At 57.6% G+C, this 16,974-nt stretch carries 13 protein-coding genes; 9 read left to right on the top strand and 4 right to left on the bottom strand.

The window, feature by feature from the left end:
• Window positions 1-2: 2 nt before the first annotated feature.
• The gene (locus M504_RS11075) at window positions 3-806 is read left to right on the top strand and encodes a hypothetical protein (protein WP_047491234.1); all 804 of its coding nucleotides are present in this window, start codon (window positions 3-5) and stop codon (window positions 804-806) included.
• On the opposite strand, the gene M504_RS11080 is transcribed toward M504_RS11075, so the two are convergent.
• Window positions 803-2,401, bottom strand: coding sequence for a VWA domain-containing protein (locus M504_RS11080; RefSeq protein WP_084214278.1), 1,599 nt, complete (start codon window positions 2,399-2,401; stop codon window positions 803-805). The genes M504_RS11075 and M504_RS11080 overlap by 4 nt on opposite strands.
• A gap of 138 nt (window positions 2,402-2,539) precedes the next feature.
• Between M504_RS11080 and M504_RS11085 the strand changes: the two genes are divergently transcribed.
• On the top strand, window positions 2,540-3,889 hold the full coding sequence (locus M504_RS11085) for a class I SAM-dependent rRNA methyltransferase (RefSeq protein ID WP_084214279.1): 1,350 nt from the start codon (window positions 2,540-2,542) through the stop codon (window positions 3,887-3,889).
• Window positions 3,890-3,938: 49 nt separating this feature from the next.
• Here M504_RS11085 and M504_RS11090 read toward each other — a convergent pair whose 3' ends face one another.
• Window positions 3,939-5,252: an alkaline phosphatase family protein gene (locus M504_RS11090; RefSeq protein WP_047491239.1), complete on the bottom strand. Its 1,314-nt coding sequence runs from the start codon at window positions 5,250-5,252 to the stop codon at window positions 3,939-3,941.
• 298 nt (window positions 5,253-5,550) lie between these two features.
• Between M504_RS11090 and M504_RS22670 the strand changes: the two genes are divergently transcribed.
• The 7 genes from M504_RS22670 (at window position 5,551) to M504_RS11125 (ending at window position 15,957) form a co-directional block, all read left to right on the top strand.
• Window positions 5,551-9,135: a TonB-dependent receptor gene (locus tag M504_RS22670; RefSeq protein WP_052200636.1), complete on the top strand. Its 3,585-nt coding sequence runs from the start codon at window positions 5,551-5,553 to the stop codon at window positions 9,133-9,135.
• Window positions 9,135-11,468: a VWA domain-containing protein gene (locus M504_RS11100; protein ID WP_232296249.1), complete on the top strand. Its 2,334-nt coding sequence runs from the start codon at window positions 9,135-9,137 to the stop codon at window positions 11,466-11,468. The genes M504_RS22670 and M504_RS11100 overlap by 1 nt, the downstream gene beginning before the upstream one ends.
• A gap of 8 nt (window positions 11,469-11,476) precedes the next feature.
• Window positions 11,477-11,857 (top strand): VOC family protein, encoded by a 381-nt coding sequence (locus M504_RS11105; protein ID WP_047491245.1) that lies wholly within the window; start codon window positions 11,477-11,479, stop codon window positions 11,855-11,857.
• Window positions 11,858-11,929: 72 nt separating this feature from the next.
• Complete coding sequence (locus tag M504_RS11110) at window positions 11,930-12,871, top strand: catalase family peroxidase (protein WP_047491248.1); 942 nt, start codon at window positions 11,930-11,932, stop codon at window positions 12,869-12,871.
• Between the two features lie 79 nt (window positions 12,872-12,950).
• Entirely contained in the window at window positions 12,951-14,030 is a 1,080-nt protein-coding gene (locus M504_RS11115; protein WP_047491251.1) for a Gfo/Idh/MocA family protein, read from the top strand.
• Window positions 14,031-14,100: 70 nt separating this feature from the next.
• On the top strand, window positions 14,101-15,408 hold the full coding sequence (locus tag M504_RS11120) for an aminotransferase class V-fold PLP-dependent enzyme (protein ID WP_052200637.1): 1,308 nt from the start codon (window positions 14,101-14,103) through the stop codon (window positions 15,406-15,408).
• A gap of 138 nt (window positions 15,409-15,546) precedes the next feature.
• Entirely contained in the window at window positions 15,547-15,957 is a 411-nt protein-coding gene (locus M504_RS11125) for a dihydrofolate reductase family protein (RefSeq protein WP_232296250.1), read from the top strand.
• A 378-nt stretch (window positions 15,958-16,335) separates the two neighbouring features.
• Here M504_RS11125 and M504_RS11135 read toward each other — a convergent pair whose 3' ends face one another.
• Together M504_RS11135 and M504_RS11140 are read right to left on the bottom strand one after the other, a co-directional pair.
• Window positions 16,336-16,638, bottom strand: a complete 303-nt coding sequence (locus M504_RS11135) for a hypothetical protein (RefSeq protein WP_047491257.1) — start codon at window positions 16,636-16,638, stop codon at window positions 16,336-16,338.
• Window positions 16,639-16,703: 65 nt separating this feature from the next.
• Window positions 16,704-16,961, bottom strand: coding sequence for a DUF3253 domain-containing protein (locus M504_RS11140; RefSeq protein ID WP_047491260.1), 258 nt, complete (start codon window positions 16,959-16,961; stop codon window positions 16,704-16,706).
• Window positions 16,962-16,974: the final 13 nt, after the last annotated feature.

Here is a 16,974-nt window from a genome sequence, read left to right on the forward strand (position 1 = left end):
GTATGCGGTCTGTTGTGGCGATGGTTGCGTTGTTGTTTGCAGGATCTGTGGCGGCACAGATGATGCCGCAGGCGAAGGAGCTTCGGCGCTTTCCTGCGGAGGAGGCTAACCAGGGTGTGGCGACGGATCGCGAGTATTTCTATGCCATTGCCGACCATGACATTGGCAAATATCGCAAGACGGATGGCGTTCGCGTGGCGGAGTGGCATGGGCAGCCGCCGCAGTTCATTCACATCAATAGCTGCACGGTGATGGCGAAGGAGCTGGTGTGTGCGATGTCGAATTTTCCCGGCGTGCCACAGGTGTCGTCGGTGGAGCGTTTTCAGATCAGCGATCTGAAGCACGTGGGTTCAACGCCGCTGGGTACGGGGCGCGGATCGCTGACGTGGGTGGAGTGGCACGACAACAGCTGGTATGCGTGTTTTGCAAACTATGACGGCAGAGGTGGCGAACCGCCACGCGATCATCGCGCAACGGTACTGGTGCGTTTTGACAAACACTGGAAGAAGCAGCAGCGTTGGCTATTTCCGGAAGATGTGTTGGACAAGTTCGGACATATGAGCGCCAGCGGCGGTCGCTTTGGTGCGGATGGTTTGCTGTATGTGCAGGGACATGATCTGCCTGAGATGTATGTGTTGCGTTTGCCGGCAAAGGGAGATCGGCTGGAGCACGTCTCGACGTTTGGTGTGCCGACGAATGGGCAGGCGTTTGACTGGGATGGCGCGAATCCGCAACGGATGTGGTCGATTGCACGCAAAGGCAGCGTGGTGGTGGAGAGTGAACTGCCCGCGGTGAATACGCGCTAGTTTGCGGTTTTGGTTTGTGCCTGTGTTGGCTGGTTCAGCTTGGCGTCGGCGGTGCCGATGCGGCCTGTGGCCGAGACGCGGATGACGAAGCGTGCGCGGACTGCTTTGGGATCATGATCGAGGATGAAGTGCAGATCCATGTTGTGGTGAATCTGGCCTACGGGTGGAACGTCCTGCGCGGCTACACGGACGATGCGTGAGATGCGTTTCAGTTCCTTGTTCTTCTTGTCGAAGGTGGACGCTACTACTACGACTTCCGCGCGGCGTGGGTCTGTGTCTGTTGCGTTGGACCAGATGAGTCCGTTGCCGTCGATGAAGATGTTGAACGCGTCGGGGTTTTGCGCGTCGGGTGTGAGCGTGATGGGGACGCCGTCGTAGACCATGTTGCTGCTATCTGCGGAGAGCACTTCAAAGGCGAGGCGACGCGATGGGTTCACGGGATTCACGCGCGCTGGTGGTAACTCGACGTAATAGCCTTCGCGGGTGATTGCTTTCATGTTGGGGTCGTCGAGTGTGACCTTGATGCGGCGAAATTTCTTGGGATCGGCTGAGGTCGTGGTGGGGCGGTAGGCGAGCGAGTAGAAGCTGCCGCCATCGCGAATGCCGTCGCCGATGACTGTGTCGACGTCGTTGCGGCCGTAGAAGCTGCGACCGCCTGTTGCCACGGCGAGTTTTGTGAACTGGTAGTTGCCGCCGAAGGGATCGTTAAAAGCTGCGTCGGGGCCGTAGCCGCCACCGGGGCTCACTGTGAGACCGGCGGGGGCCACGGGGTAGAGCGTTATGCGGGCGTCGCGCAATTCATTCACGCATTGCTGCACCGCGTTGTTCACGCGGTTCTCTGTGTCCACTGGGCCGTTGATGAAGTTGTAAGCGGGAAAGCCGCGGCCAATCCACACCATGTTCTTGTGACCGGGATGGCCGATGACGGCTTCTGCTACGCGTGTGAGTGTGCCGAAGGCGGTGGCAAAGCGTTCGGCGACCCAGCCGCCGTTGTGTACCTGCCAGGGAAATGCGACGAAGTGATGATCGAGCGCGGCGATGAGCGCCTGTTTGTCCTGCGTGTAGTCCTGCAGGACAGTGAAGTTGTTGAGGCTGACGGCGATCAGCATGGTGGGTGTGGTGAGTTTGTCAGGCTGTTTCTGCAGTATCTTTTTCAGCGAGTAGCGGGCGAATGCCATGTCCTCAAAACGCGTGTTGAACTCGTCGAGGAGGAGGATGTTCACCGGTGCCTGCGGTGCGACGCGATCCAGCTCTGCAGTGGAATGGATAGACGCTGTGGTGGGGACGGAGTGCGCGCCGGCTTCTTCAAAGTTGAGCAGCGTCTGCGGTTGGTCGAGTTCGGTGACGTGAAAGGCTGACCTGGGCAGGCCGGTGATGATCTTGTCGTTGCGGTCTGTGACTACTACATCCAGGACGACGAGGCGTGCGCTGCGGCGCAAGGTGTAACTGCCGTCGGCTGAACGCTGTGGCTCCGTGCCGGTGGAGGCGGATGGTGCCTGCTTTTGCGTGGGCGGAGCTGTCTGCGATGGTGCCATTGCAGTGAAGAACAGCATGAGTACGGATGCGGCTACCATCGGTGCGAGACTTCGCTTCATCAGACCGCCTTAGCCCGGAAGCATCCGGAGCCGTAACCTGATCAGACCTGATATGGGGATGGAAGTCGCGGTAATCACCCAGAATCTGTTCCTTTGGGCCAAATTGGCCGACAGCGCTACCGTGCGAGGATGGAAGGGATGACTGTAAAACGCAAAGAACGGCGCGATACCGGCGCACGCAAGAAGTTTTCCGGTGGCAGCCGACCTGTCGCCACCGAACCCCAATTGCTTGAAGCAGATGAGGCAGGGCCAGCGGTGATTCTGTCGCGGCGGGCGGCGGATAAGCTGCGCGCGGGGCACCTGTGGGTGTACCGGAGCGATGTGGAGTCGTTGATTCCGGCTCTGGGGGCGACTGCGATGGTGCCGGGTGGGTTGGTGACGCTGATGGATAGCCGGCGGATTCCGCTGGGATCGGCAATGTATTCCGAGGCTTCGCAGATTGCGCTCCGCAAGATTTCCGCAGAACCGCGTGTGGGACGTGGCGAATATGTGGAAGATATGGCGGTGCGGGTGCGCGCTGCGCTGGCCCTGCGGCAGAAGATGCTGGCGGATGGCAGCACAGATTCGGCGCGGCTGATCTTCTCAGAGGCCGACAACCTACCGGGAATCGTGGTGGATCGTTACGGCAACCTGGTAGTGCTGCAGTTGCTGGCACAAGGCACGGCGCAGGACGATGTGCGCGACGTACTGGCACGCGAGCTGGCTGTAGATGGTGTGAACCAGGTGGTGGAGCGGGCCGATCCGCGTATTCGCGAGTTGGAGAATCTTCCTGCGCCTTCTGCGGAGCCGCTCTTTGTACGTGAAGGCGTGAGTGGGCCGCCGAAGACGCTGTTCACGCTGAACGGACTTCACCTGCACTACGACGCGAATGCCGGGCAGAAGACGGGCGCGTTTCTGGATCAGCGATTGAACTACGCCGCGGCAGCCGCAGCACATGCGGAAGCGCATGGCAGCGGCAACGGTGAGGCGCTGGACATCTGCACCTATCAGGGTGGGTTTGCACTGCACCTGGCGCGTGTGGCGGCGAAGGTTACGGGTGTGGATCAGAGCCGTAGTTCGCTTGAGACTGCTGAAGAGAACCTGGAGCAGAATCGTAAAGCGATTGCGGCCGAGGTGGAGTGGATTGAGGCGGATGCGTTTGAACTGCTTCGCGCCTATGACTCGGAGAAGCGGCAGTTCGACACGATTGTTCTGGATCCACCTGCGTTTGCGAAGACGAAGCGTGCGGCCGAGGGCGCGATGCGCGGTTACAAGGAGCTGAATCTGCGCGCGATGCGGATGCTGAAGCCGGGTGGTGTGCTGGTGACGTGTTCGTGTTCGCACCATGTGAGCCGCGAGATGTTCATCGCCACCGTCGCGGAAGCTGCTGCGGATGCAGGACGACATGTGCGATTGATGGAGACACGCGGTGCGGCACCTGATCATCCTGAGGTGTTGACGCTGCCTGAGACGGCGTATCTAAAGTGCCTGATTTTGCGCGTGGATTGATGTGTTGTGAAGGCGGGCGTCGTTTGATTTGCGACGCCCGCTATCACGCTTACTTCAGGATGTTGGTGAGCGGCTTGCCATCCATGTTGCTGTAAGAGAGGCCGAGAATCTTTGCGATGGTCGCGGCCACGTCAAGGTTGGGGAACGATGGCTGTTCGCCTGCGTGGGGCTTGATGGCCGCACCGCTGGCGATGAAGATCTCCTGCATGAGCGGACGCGTGTTGGGATAGCCGTGTGCTCCGGTCTGCGGTTCGGGATTGGGAGCGTTGGGCCTTACGCCACCGAACTTCCAGTCCTCTTTCGCGTAGACGATGACGTCTGGTGCGGTGTCGTTGTTGGCAGGACGCGGCCATCCCTGCGCAACCATCTCGCTCTCGGTCGGAATGGTATCCGTTGCGGGGCTGGCAGCGAAGGCGGCTTTGATCTTCTCAGTTAACGCTGCGTTGGCATGCGTTTCATAGATGTACGTTGCGCCGCCTTCGGCGAGTGCGGCGGCTTCACTGGGTTGAATGCCTGCGTTCTTCAGCACGGCGTTCGGATCAACGCTGTGGTGCACGCTGGACTGGCCGTGATCGCTGACGATGAGGAAGGTGGTGCGGTCGAGATCGCCTGCTTCGCGCACGGCGTTGATGACTTCCTTCACCTGATCATCAAGAAACGCGACGCCGTTATCGCCTGCCTGCGTCTTGTAACCGTATGCGTGTTCCGTGCCGTCTAACGTGAGCAGGTGCAGCAGCGTCAGGCTCGGGTGATGATGCTTGATGGCATAGATTGCACCGCGTGTGTAGAGCCGATCGCGGTAAGGCTGCGATGGGCCGTGATTGAAGTTCTTCAGCTCTTCGGGCTTCAGGTCGCCGGAGGCAATCATCTCCTGGATCAGCTTGCTGGATTCCACGGGCTGTTCAAAGAAGCTGTAATCGATGCCTGCATTTTCTACGGCGACCCAATCCATCTCTGCTGTGACGAGGCCCTTGGCTTTGGCTTCGTCATAGACGGTGGGTACGTGTACCAGCTTTGATTTATCTGCGTGGAACTCCACGCCAATTGGGCCGCCGGTGCGCTGGCCGTGGATGAGGCCGTTCGCGATTAGGCCGTGCTTTGCGGGCGTGACGCCGGTAACCATGGCAGTGTGATTGGGCCAGGTGACCGTGGGATTTACAGGCTGCATGCTGGTGGCCCATGCGCCGGACTGCATCAGGCTGTGCAGAGTGGGAACGGGGAGCACGGGATCGTGCAGGAGTGACGCGCCAAATGCGTCGAGGCTGATGACCACCACCATCGGCTTGCGTTCCTGTGCCGGTGTGGGACGAACTGCTGCGAGCGGAGTTGCCGCCAGCAGGAGTGTTGCAAGAAGTTGTTTCACGACGCGTTGCCTCCGCGATTTGTTTCGCGGACTATTGCAACACAGGTTGGTGGCTTGAGTGTAAAGCGACGGCCAACACGCAGTGCTGCTTATTGCGCATGATGATGAAACGACTCAATCATCGGCCGCATACGATTAACTTTCCTAACTAATTTCTTCCGAAACATTTTCTTTCTACATCGCGTCTTTAGGAGCAGATTATTACTTATCCGTTCGCGGATTTCTGCGAGGGTTCTTCGTGCGTATTTGCCGTCCATGGCAGCGTCTTTCTCTAACCGCCCCGTTTCTTGGAGCGGCCATGTTGCAGGCGCAAACAGCCGCTCCACCTGCACCTGCTACAGATGCGCCGCCCCAGGCTGCAACTGCTCCACAAGAAGTGCAGGGCGGCACCATTACTGGCACCGTGACTTCTGCATCGGCTACGGATGCGAACGGCAAGAAGGCCGCAGGAACACCGCTGCCGGGCGTGACCATTACCGCCACGAACACGTTGACCGGCAAGAAGTACTCCACGGCGACAGATGTTAGCGGTGGTTTTCGCATGACCATTCCGCGTAACGGGCGTTATGTGATCCGTGCGGAGTTTGCTGCGTTTGCTGCGGCCACGGCTGAGGTTGTACTGAATGCAACGCAGCACGAAGGCAAGGCTGCGCTGGAACTGGAGTTGGCTTCGCGCGTTGCCGCACGCACGGCGCAGGAAAGCGGAACAACTGCTGTTGCGGGAGTGACTGCGCAGACGCTGACGCGCGGGTTGCAATCATTGCGCGGCGCTCAGGCTGGTGCAGTGGATACAGAAGATGCGTCAGCGGGAGGCGAGGCTGCTCCCACACTGACTTCCATTGGCGGCGCGGATACGACGGGCGCGGACTCTGTTGCCGTGAGCGGGCAGGGCGGGCAGATCAACGGGCTTGCCGGGTTTAACGAAGACGACATGCGTAACCGCATTCAGGATGCGATTGCGAATGCGCAGCGCAATGGTGGCGGGCAATCTGAAATTGCCAATGCCATTGTGGGCATGGTGGGCGGCATGATGCAGGGCGGTCCCGGTGGATTTGGTGGACCGGGGGGTGGTCCTGGCGGCGGCTTCGGTGGTGGTGGATTTGGTGGGCCAGGTGGCGGGCCGGGTGGATTTGGTGGTGGCGGCGGATTTGGCCGCGGCGGTTTCCGCAACTTCAATCCTTCCGCCATTCACGGCAACGTGTATTACACCGCAGGCAATGCTGCCTTGGATGCCACGCAGTTTTCCATCACTGGCAATCCGGTGAAGCCTGCATACAGCAGCAATCGGTATGGTGTGGCGCTGAATGGGTCGCCGTATATTCCGGGATTGTTCAAGCCGAGTACGAAACAGAATCTGTTTCTGAACTGGACTGGTCAGCGCGTCTCCACGCCAAGCAATATCTACGGAACGGTGCCTACGCTGCTGCAACGCAGTGGTGATTTCAATGGGTTGACGCAGACGGTGAGTGGCGTTGCGACGCCGGTGATTCTGTACAACCCTTACACCGGTACTCCGTATGGCAATTGCGCGACGTATACCAATCCAACGTGCAACGTGATCACCACGCCACTGAGTGCGCAGGCGCAGGCGTTGCTGCAGTACATTCCCACGCCGAACACAACGACCAACGGCACCACCAGTACAAACGAAAATTACAACTACCAACGCATTGCGACGATTGGAAACAATTCGTCACAGATTTCGGCGCGGTTTACGCGGCAGCTTGGTGCCAGTGCGGGACAAGGCTTTGGTGGTGGTGGGCGCGGCGGTGGCGGAGCCCGTGGTGGCGGCGGTGGCAATCAGCGTCAGCAGGGACCTGCAGTGTTGCGTCAGAATTTGAGTGCGAACTTTGCTTACTCACACACTGCAAGCGATTCCCGTGGATTGATGGCTGCGCTGGATGGCAAGAACGTCAGCAATGGCTACAGCCTAAGTACGGGATACCAATTGAGCTATGGACGGCTGAGCAACAGCCTGACGCTGGGGTGGAACCGCAGTCGCGGTATGGCGACGAACAACTTCACTAGCGGCACAGTCGATCCCGCAAGTGCGGCGGGGCTCAGCATTCCGAAGCCCATCACAGCGCAGCAGAGCTTGTATTACGGCGTGCCAGGGCTATCGTTCACCAACTTCACAGGCATCTCTGACACGCAGCCTTCCGATCGTTTGCAGGAAGTGTTCACGCTGAGCGATGTGGTGAGTTGGCGGCATGGCAAACACAACTTCCGCTTTGGATTTGATGGCCGTCGCCAGCATCTGGACATGATTGCGGGCAGCAATGGTTTGGGTTCGTTCTCCTTTACCGGCTATGCAACGCAATCTCCATCAGGGACGAACGCCACAGGGACTACCAGTGGTTCTGCGTTTGCAGATTTTCTGTTGGGAGCGCCACAGACAACGGCCATTCAGGCGGGCAGCAATAAGATTTATCTGCGCGAGTGGATCTTCGATGGATATGTGCAGGATGACTATCGTGTTCGTCGCGATATCACTGTGAACTATGGACTGCGTTACGAATACTTCTCGCCGTATATCGAAGAGAACAACCGCCTGGTGAATCTGGATCATAACGCTGACTTTACGGAATACGCGCGTGTGGTTTCAGGTGCCAGCGGACCTTACTCAGGGGCATTTCCTCGCTCGCTGATTACACCGGATGGCTCGCTGTGGTCACCACGCATTGGTGTGGCGTGGAGTCCGAAGTATCTGAAGAACACGGTGGTGCGCGGGGGGTACGGCCTGAACTTTAACGTGGGCCAGTATGCGAATTTCGCGAACTCGCTCTCGTATCAGCAGCCTTTTGCCCAATCACAAAACAACACAGCGAAGGTAGGCAGCACGGATCAGGGTTGCGGCAACATCACGACTGCGGGTTCTGCGAGTGGCAGTTTGTTCACGCTGGCGAATGGCTTTAGCTGCACCTCGTCGTCGATTCTGCAGAACACGTTTGCGGTGAATAAGAACTATCGACTGGGTCGCGTGCAGGTGTTCAACATGGACATTCAGCACACGTTCCCGATGGGCATTGTGACGAATGTTGGCTACAACGGATCGCTGGGCAGCAGCCTGGATCTGCGCCGCTCACCGAACCGCACGGCAACGTCGGTCATTGGTAATGCGCAATCGATTGTGTATGAGGATTCCATTGGTGATTCGCGTTTCCATTCGTTGAGCGTGAATGCACGCAAGCGGCTGCAGAAGGGTGTGTCGCTGCAGGCGACATATCAATACGGCCACTCGATTGATGATGCGAGTTCGATTGGCGGCGTGGGCAACAACACGATTGTGCAGAACGATAAGCGCATTGATCTGGAGTATGGCAACAGCAGCTTCGATGTGCGTCACAAGGTGACGGGAAACTTTCTGTATGAACTGCCTATCGGCCCGAACCGCACATTCCTAAACAAGGGCGGCAAGTTATCGAAGGCGCTGGATAACTTCGGGTTCAGTGGAACATTCACTTTTGCCACAGGCACGTACACAACGCCGCAGTATCAGAACACGGTGGCGCAGGCTTCTGCAGGTAATAACTTCACGTTGCGTCCGGACCGCGATTTCACCCAGCCGATTGCAGGCGCGGGAACGCTGCGTAGCTGGTTCAACCCGAAAGCATTCACCACACCATCTTCTTCCGTGGTGTTTGGCACGGCATCGCGCAACAGTATTGAACTGCCGGGAACGGTGGCTGTGAACATGTCGCTTTCAAAGAGCATTCCGCTTGGCGAGCTGCGCAATTTTGAAGGACGCATCACGGCATCGAACGTGTTCAACACAGTGCAGTACAGCGGTGTGAACTCCGTGCTGAACTCATCGACCTTTGGGCAGATTACGGCTGTGGCGGCGCCACGCAAACTCACTTTTGATGCGAGGTATCGGTTCTAATGGCCAACACGCTCCGTTCACTCGCATGCATTTCGTTGTGCGCCAGTGTTGCGCTCGCGCAACAGCAACAACAGTCTCCGGTGCAATTGAACACGCCCGTGCAGCAGGCTCCTACACCACAGCCGGGACAGCCTGCGTCTACCGGAACCAGCATTCAACAGGTGGGCGATAGTTCGTCGCAGAGTTTTACGCTGCGAGTCGATTCGAACATGGTGCTCACCAATGTGGTGGTGCGCGATAAGAAGACAGGCGTGGTGATCAAGGACCTAAAGGCTTCTGACTTCACCATTCTTGAGAACAACAAAGCGCAGAAGATTTCATCGTTCGACTATCAGACTGTGGATCAAGCCGCGCGTTTGAATGAAGCCACAGTGAGCGGAAAAGCACCGACGATTGCGCAGATTCTGGATCGCAGCATGGGAGCGGATCAGAAGCAGTTGCGGGATCATCGTTTGATCGTGATGTTCTTTGATCTGTCGAGCATGCAGGATGAAGACATTGATCGTGCTGTGCAAGCTGCGAAGGATTACATCAACAAGAAGATGGCGCCCGCCGATCTGGTGGCCGTGGCAAGCCTGAGTACATCGCTTTCGCTGGACCATGATTTCACCGCAGATAAAGACCAGTTGCTGCGTACGGTGAGCAAGCTCAACGGCACCAATGAGGGTGCGGGATTCGCAAACGGTGCTACTGCAGATACTGACGTGACCAGTGAAGACGGCACCGGCTTTACTGCAGATGACACCGAATACAACAACCTGAATACCGATCGCCAGCTCTACGCGATTCAGACCATTGCAAAGAGTCTGGAGAAGCTGGAACAGCATAAGAGCATGTTGTACTTCAGCGGTGGCTTAACGCGCCAGGGCATTGAAAATCAAGCCAGCATGCGTGCCGCGACGAATGAAGCCGTGAAGGCGAACATGGCTATTTACAGCGTGGATTCGCGTGGGTTGGAGGCACTGTCGCCGTTGGGTGATGCGTCTACAGGTTCACTGCGCGGCACCTCCGCATATAGCGGACGTGCAATGCAGTCGCGACTGGATTCGAACTTCGCATCGCAGGAGACGCTGGGCACATTGGCGTCAGACACGGGCGGCAAGTTCTTCTCAGACTCGAATGATTTCGGCCCTGCATTCGCGCAGATTCAGCACGATACTGAGGCGTATTACATTCTTGGTTTCCGCTCCACGGATCAACGGCGCGATGGCGTGTTCCGTCATCTGACGGTTAAGTTAAATAACCATCCCGATGCGAAGCTGGAGTATCGTCCTGGCTATTACGCTCCTGCCGACTTCAAACATCAGAAGACGGAAGATCGTGAATACGCGCTCAACGAACAGTTGAAGAGCGACCTGCCCGCAATGGATATTTCAATGTATCTGGAGGCTTTCTACTTCCGCGTTGCGCCGAATGAGTACTACATTCCCATGTCGCTGATTGTGCCGGGTTCGCAGATTCCGTTTACTCGCAGCAAGGATCAGGACAAGGCAACGCTGGACATTGTTGGCCAGGTGAAGAATGCGCAGGGCATTGCGGTGGGCAATGCGCGCGAAACGATCAAGCTGTCCGTTGATGGGAACCTTGGCGCGGCGCGGCGCAACATTCAATACAGCACTGGCTTCTCGCTGGCTCCGGGGCACTATCACGTGAAGTTTGTGGCGCGTGAAAATGAGACCGGCAACATGGGCTCGTTTGAGACGGACCTTGTGGTTCCCGACCAACGCAAGCAGCCGATCAAACTTTCGAGTGTGGTGCTGAGTTCGCAGCGCACACCTGCAGCGCAACAGCCACGACGGCCGGGACCGATGCCTCCGGGAATGCATGCGCCGGTGAATCCGCTGGTGCAGGATGGGCAACAGTTTGTGCCGAATGTACCGCACGTGTTCCGACAGGATGCGCACTTGTATCTGCTGTACGAGTTGTACGATCCGGCGAAGGCTGCTGCTGTGGCGCAACAACAGGCAGTCACGGAAGCGAATGCGAAACAGAGTGGCATGAAGTCGCGGCCAGCGTCTGGCGGTATTCATGTGCTGACGTCCATTGAGTTCCTGCAAAACGGCGCGAAGGTGTTTGAGACTCCGCTGGTTGCCGCAGACACATTGAATGAAGCGGAGCGCGGTGCGGTTGGCTTCACCTTCGATGTGCCGTTGGACACGTTGAAGCCGGGCACGTACATCTGCCAGGTGAATGTGGTGGATGACACTGCTGGGACGTTTACTTTCCCGCGGCTGGCAGTGAAAGTTGTTGCGCCAACACCGACTGCTGCACCTGCAAATCCTGCAACGCCTGCGGTGCCCACTTCCACTTCTGCGACTCCTGCGGGAAACTAAGAAGCAGGATGCAGGCACGCGCTACAAAAGACGTTCTGTTGCAGACCCCACATCTTGAAGAGGCCACGGCCTTCTATCGGGATGTGCTGGGTCTGCGCGTGTTCATGAACACACCCGATATGGTGGGGCTGGATGCGGGCGCGTTTTCGCTCTATCTGGATCGTGCTGGATCGCTTGGCCCGGTGCTTGAATTTCTGGTGGATGATGTTGCGGAAGCGCGACGTGATCTGCTGGACAGTGGATGCACAGTGATTGCAGATGATCCTTCGATCCCGCGTTTGTATATGCGTGATCCTTTCGGCTTGATCTACAACATTGGCCAGGATCCGCACGCGGTGAAGGATGATCCGGAACCCATCCGCGATCCTGAGCCGCCTCCTCACTATTGATCTTCTACAGGTCGACACGATAGCCGTGACGTGCGAAAGTGTCTTGAACTCAACACATTGGAGAAGACACACATGCCCCTGCCGAATGATGAACGCGTTGTTGCCCTTGCGAACGATCTGCTGGCGCAGTTCGATGCGATCTTTGGCGTTCATCCTGGTTTCCGCGCCGCTCATGCCAAGGGCGCATTGCTGGCGGGTGTGTTCACGCCTTCCGCAGAAGCTGCGAAGCTGTCGCGTGCGCCGCATTTCAATCAACCCTCGACACCGGTGCGGGTTCGTTTCTCAAACTCGACGGGCGTGCCGATGTTGCCGGATAACGATGCGAATGCTGACCCACGCGGCCTGGCAGTTCGTTTTGTGCTGGGCGAGCACAAACACACGGACATTGTGTCGCACTCGGTCGACGCGTTCCCTGCGCGTGATGGCTATGAGTTTCTTGACTTCCTGAAGGCTGTGAAGGCGACTGATCCTGCGAACTTTGCGGGTTCTCCGTTGGAGGCGTTTCTGGGGTCGCATCCGGCGGCGCTGGCTTTTGTTCAGATTCCGAAGCCTGCGCCCAGCAGCTTTGCGCGCGAAACCTACTTTGGCGTTACGGCGATGGAGTTCATCAACGGGGATGGTGCTTCGAGGTTTGGGCGTTATCGCATTGTGCCGGAAGAGGGCAATGACTTCCTGACCGCTGAACAAGCTGCTGCGAAGGATGCGAACTTCCTGATGGATGAGATTCGCGCGCGTGTTGCCGCGAAGCCTGCGAAGTTCACGCTGGCTGTGCAGCTTGCGGAGCCTGGTGATGTGGTGGACGATGCGACGATCCATTGGCCTGCCGAACGCGAAGTGTTGACCCTGGGCACCCTTGAGATCAATGCAGTAGTTCCGGATGATGCGGCAGAGCAGAAGACGATCATCTTTGATCCCATCCCGCGCGTGGATGGCATTGAGGCTTCTGCGGACCCGTTGCTGGAACTTCGTGCGGCTATCTACCTGGTCAGCGGCAGAAGACGGCGCTCCGCTTAAGTTTTCTTGCTGTCAGAAAATAACTGGCATCCTCTCAGCCATCGAACCCTGCTATGGTTCTTTGCTGAGAGGTGCCGCCGTGCTGAATCGTCGTGATTTCGTTCGTCTTGCCGCCGCTGCTTCTGCGGCCACATCCCTTCCTGCAACCATGCTTCCCCAGGCTCCGAAGAAGATTCGTTATGCCGCGGTGGGACTTGGTCGCATATCGTGTCAGCACTTTATGCCGGGCACCAAGCTGGGCCAGTATGGGGAGATCACCGGACTGGTGAGTGGTCATCCGGATAAGGCTGCAAAGTTCGCCGCGGAGTATGGCGTTCCGCAGAAAAACATCTACACGTACGAAACGTACGACCAGATGAAGAACAACCCCGACATTGACGCCGTGTACATCGGCCTGCCGAACAACATGCATGCGGAGTACACCATTCGCGCGGCGCAGGCGGGCAAGCACGTGTTGTGCGAGAAGCCTATGGCCAACACGCCTGCCGATTGCCAGGCAATGATTGATGCCTGCCACAAGGCGAATCGCAAACTGATGATTGGCTATCGCTGCCAGTTGGAGCCCACTTTCCTGCAAGCGCGCAAGATGATTCAGGATGGTGTGATCGGCAAGGTGTGGGCTATCGAAGCAGCGAATGGTTTCAATATTGCTCCGAATGAGTGGCGCAGCGATGCGAAGTATGCGGGCGGCGGGCCGTTGATGGATGTGGGTATCTATTCGCTGAACGCATGTCGCTGGCTGTTGCAGGAAGAGCCGAAGGACATTAGCGCGCATAGCTATGTTGACCCCACCGATCCGCGTTTCAAGGGCGTGGAAGAGACGATCGGTTGGGTGATGACATTTCCCTCAGGCGCGATTGCAACGTGCAATACGACCTATGGTGCGAGCCAGGAAGGCTTCACACGACTGCACGGCAGCAAAGGCACGCTGGAGATTTTTGGCTATGGATACGACGGCATTCACATGTCGTTGAGGTCGAAGCCAGCGGTGGAAGTGCCACAGCCCGATGCGAACAAAGATCCGCATCAGTTTTTGGTGGAGAGCGATTACTTCTCGCGCTGCATTCTGGACAACAAGGAACCGGGCCCGAACGGCGAAGAGGGTCTGCGCGATATGCAAGCCATCGCCCGAATCTATGCCGCGGCGAAGAAGGCTTAGTTTGATGTGGTGCGACCTCGAAGTGCGATAGCATAACGCCACCGCTACGCATTTCGAGGTTCAACCGCTGATGAGACCGGATCGCCGTACTTTTTTGAAGTCCGCTGCCGCATGCGCGCCTGTTGCGATGATGGCTTCAGCAAGTGCCGACGCACAAGCCGCCGCAGTTGTTGCCGTGAAGCTCACACCGAACTCCATTCCCGTTGCCGATCTACCAAAGCACTATGACGTGGAGACGGGCATCCACAACCTGGAGAACGGCTACTGGGGCGTGATGCCGCGTGCGGTGGCGCAGGTGTATGCGGAGCAGTCGGCGTATGTGAATCGCAACAACTCGATCTGGGCGCGCAATGTAATGCCGGGCGGAGCTTGTCTTGCAGCGGGTGGGCGTGAAGCGCGCGACGCCATTGCGAAGATGGTGGGCGTGTCGCATGAGGAGATTGCGATTACGCGCAGCGGTTCCGATGCGTTGCAATCGCTCATCTGCAACTACAAGGCGATCAAGCCGGGCGATGCCGTCATCTACTGCGATCTGGATTATGACGCAATGATTGCGAGCATGGATTGGCTGGGTGACCATCGTGGCGCGCAGGTGGTGAAGTTCGATATGCCGGAGCCTGCGACCACGGCCAACATTCTTGCCGCTTATGAAGATGTGTTGAAGCGCACACCGAATGCGAAGCTACTGCTGGTGACGCAGGTGTCGAACCGTACGGGGCTTGTTACTCCGGTGAAAGAGATTGTTGCGATGGCGCGTGCGCGTGGCGTGGATACGATCTGCGACATTGCGCATGGTGTGGCTTGCCTTGATTTTCAAATTGCCGATCTGGGATGCGATTTCGCCGGATGGAGTGTGCATAAGTGGACCTCTGCGCCGCTGGGCACGGGGGCAATGTACATCCGCAGATCACGTATCGATGACATTGATATTTCGTATGACAACCACGAGATTCCGCCGCATGACATTACGGCGCGTGTGCCTGCGGGCACGGTGAATTTCGCGGCGCTGCTATCGATTCCGACGGCTGCGGATTTTCATTTTGCTGTGGGCGGCGCGGCAAAAGAGAAGCACCTGCGCAGTCTGCGCGATCGCTGGGTGCATGCTGTGACCGATCTGCCAAACGTAGAGATCTGTGTGCCGGATGATCCTGCGCGCTACTGCGCGATCACCAGTTTTCGTTTGAAGAGCATGCACACGAACGAACAGGCGCAACATCTGCAAACGATGTTGTTCGAGAAGTACCGTGTGCATACAGTGTGGCGGAAGGGTGTGGCGAAGGGGCCTGTGATTCGCGTGACGCCGGGCCTGTACAGCACCTTTTCGGATAGCGATGCGCTGGCGAATGCGTTGCACAAAGAACATGCAATGTTTGCCTGAGTATTCAGGAGAGCCTTATGGCGAAACTTATCTTCGCAATGAACCAGTCTTTGGACGGCTACGTGGGACCACACGAAATTTTCGCCGGATCTGGAACTCTTTCGCCACTTCATCGGTGAAGTGAGTGGAGCGGCCGGCATGATCTATGGCCGGCGCATGTACGAGGTGATGCGGTACTGGGACGATGATCAGCCGGGCTGGGAGCCGCACGAGCGGGAGTACGCAGCAGCGTGGCGGAGCAAACCGAAATGGGTGGTGTCGCGCTCGCTGACGTCCGTTGGCCCGAATGCAACGCTTATCTCAGGGGACGTGGAAACGGCGATTCGCAAACTGAAGGCTGAGCTGACCGGCGATATAGAAGTAGCCGGTCCAGAGCTGGCGCAAAGCCTGACTGATCTTGGGCTTATCGATGCGTACCAGATTTACCTACATCCCGTAGTGGTTGGCGGCGACAAACCATTCTTCTCAAAGCCACAGCCGTCGCCCCGCCTCGAGGCTATTGATCGAATCGTTCCGAATGTTGTGCGGCTTACATATGTTCCCGATTAATCAAGGGGGTGGGGTGGCCGGACTACGGTAATGCCGCTAGGGTGTTATCGCGTCTTCCACCAACGATTTTCTAAAGCAGCTTTCGATGGATATCGCATTTGGCGGGAAGACGAGATTCTCAATCTGTCGAGAGGGCGTGGATGCTCTCCAACAGAAGTGAGACGTATTAGAAATGCATGATCTGATTGTTGCTGTCGGTTTTTTCGCCATGGTTCTCTCTCCTTGTGTCGTTGCCAGCCTTGCCGGCCGCACAGAGTCCCAGGCGTAACCCCTCCTCCCCCAGGCTGTTCCGCAGCCGCTCTGCCCCTCTTCTTCCCGTAGTTTGCAGTGCCGTTCCGATGAAAATTCGCGCCGAAGAGCCGATTTCGCAGAACACCCTTACTTCCTCTGACCGCTTAGACGAGCCGCTGCTGCGGCTTTCTGGTCTCCCTTTCGCTCTGCCGCCGTCTGATTCTTCTTCGGCTCACAGCTCCCCTTCTCTCCCTCCATCTTCCCCGGAACGGGCTCGTAGCCCGGCCAGCACGCGTTTGCTGCGGAGGTTTTCTTCCCGCCCTTCTTTGCTGCGGACTTCTTTCCTGGTGTCTTCTTTGTATCGGCGCCCGTGATGTGCTGCCGATTTGCGGCGGGTTTCGTGTTGGCGGACTTGGTTGCGCGCTTCGCTGATTTCTTCGCAGTAGCCATAGCCAGCTTAGAGATGGAACGGCCTATACGCGTTCACTGGCAATGCGGCAGAAATGCAGGTGTTTTTACCGCAGTCGCAAACGAATGGGGCCTTTTGCAGTGGCAGCATTCACGGCATGACCGCGTTGCGTGACTTGAAGGATTTCCTCGTCGGCCATGACTCCGGCTGTGTTGCGAACAGGCTGCATCCATGGCTCCCAGTCGCGGCGGACGTCACCTGCGATGGCACGCGCCACCTCGCTGGGGCAGATTGTCTTGCCGTCACCGCGCTCCTGCAGCAAACGAAGGATGGTCTCGCGGATTGTGCTTTGAGCGGGTTTCACAGCGAAATGGCTC

Origin of the sequence: Terriglobus sp. TAA 43 (assembly GCF_000800015.1) — a bacterium.
Classification (GTDB): Bacteria; Acidobacteriota; Terriglobia; order Terriglobales; family Acidobacteriaceae; genus Terriglobus.

Coding starts and splice junctions, on each gene's coding strand:
- M504_RS11110 (WP_047491248.1), top strand. CDS start 11,930: ATGCCCCTGCCGAATGATGAACGCGTTGTTGCCCTTGCGAACGATCTG.
- M504_RS11080 (WP_084214278.1), bottom strand. CDS start 2,401: ATGAAGCGAAGTCTCGCACCGATGGTAGCCGCATCCGTACTCATGCTG.
- M504_RS22670 (WP_052200636.1), top strand. CDS start 5,551: ATGTTGCAGGCGCAAACAGCCGCTCCACCTGCACCTGCTACAGATGCG.
- M504_RS11120 (WP_052200637.1), top strand. CDS start 14,101: ATGAGACCGGATCGCCGTACTTTTTTGAAGTCCGCTGCCGCATGCGCG.
- M504_RS11075 (WP_047491234.1), top strand. CDS start 3: ATGCGGTCTGTTGTGGCGATGGTTGCGTTGTTGTTTGCAGGATCTGTG.
- M504_RS11100 (WP_232296249.1), top strand. CDS start 9,135: ATGGCCAACACGCTCCGTTCACTCGCATGCATTTCGTTGTGCGCCAGT.
- M504_RS11105 (WP_047491245.1), top strand. CDS start 11,477: ATGCAGGCACGCGCTACAAAAGACGTTCTGTTGCAGACCCCACATCTT.
- M504_RS11135 (WP_047491257.1), bottom strand. CDS start 16,638: ATGGCTACTGCGAAGAAATCAGCGAAGCGCGCAACCAAGTCCGCCAAC.
- M504_RS11125 (WP_232296250.1), top strand. CDS start 15,547: ATGATCTATGGCCGGCGCATGTACGAGGTGATGCGGTACTGGGACGAT.
- M504_RS11085 (WP_084214279.1), top strand. CDS start 2,540: ATGACTGTAAAACGCAAAGAACGGCGCGATACCGGCGCACGCAAGAAG.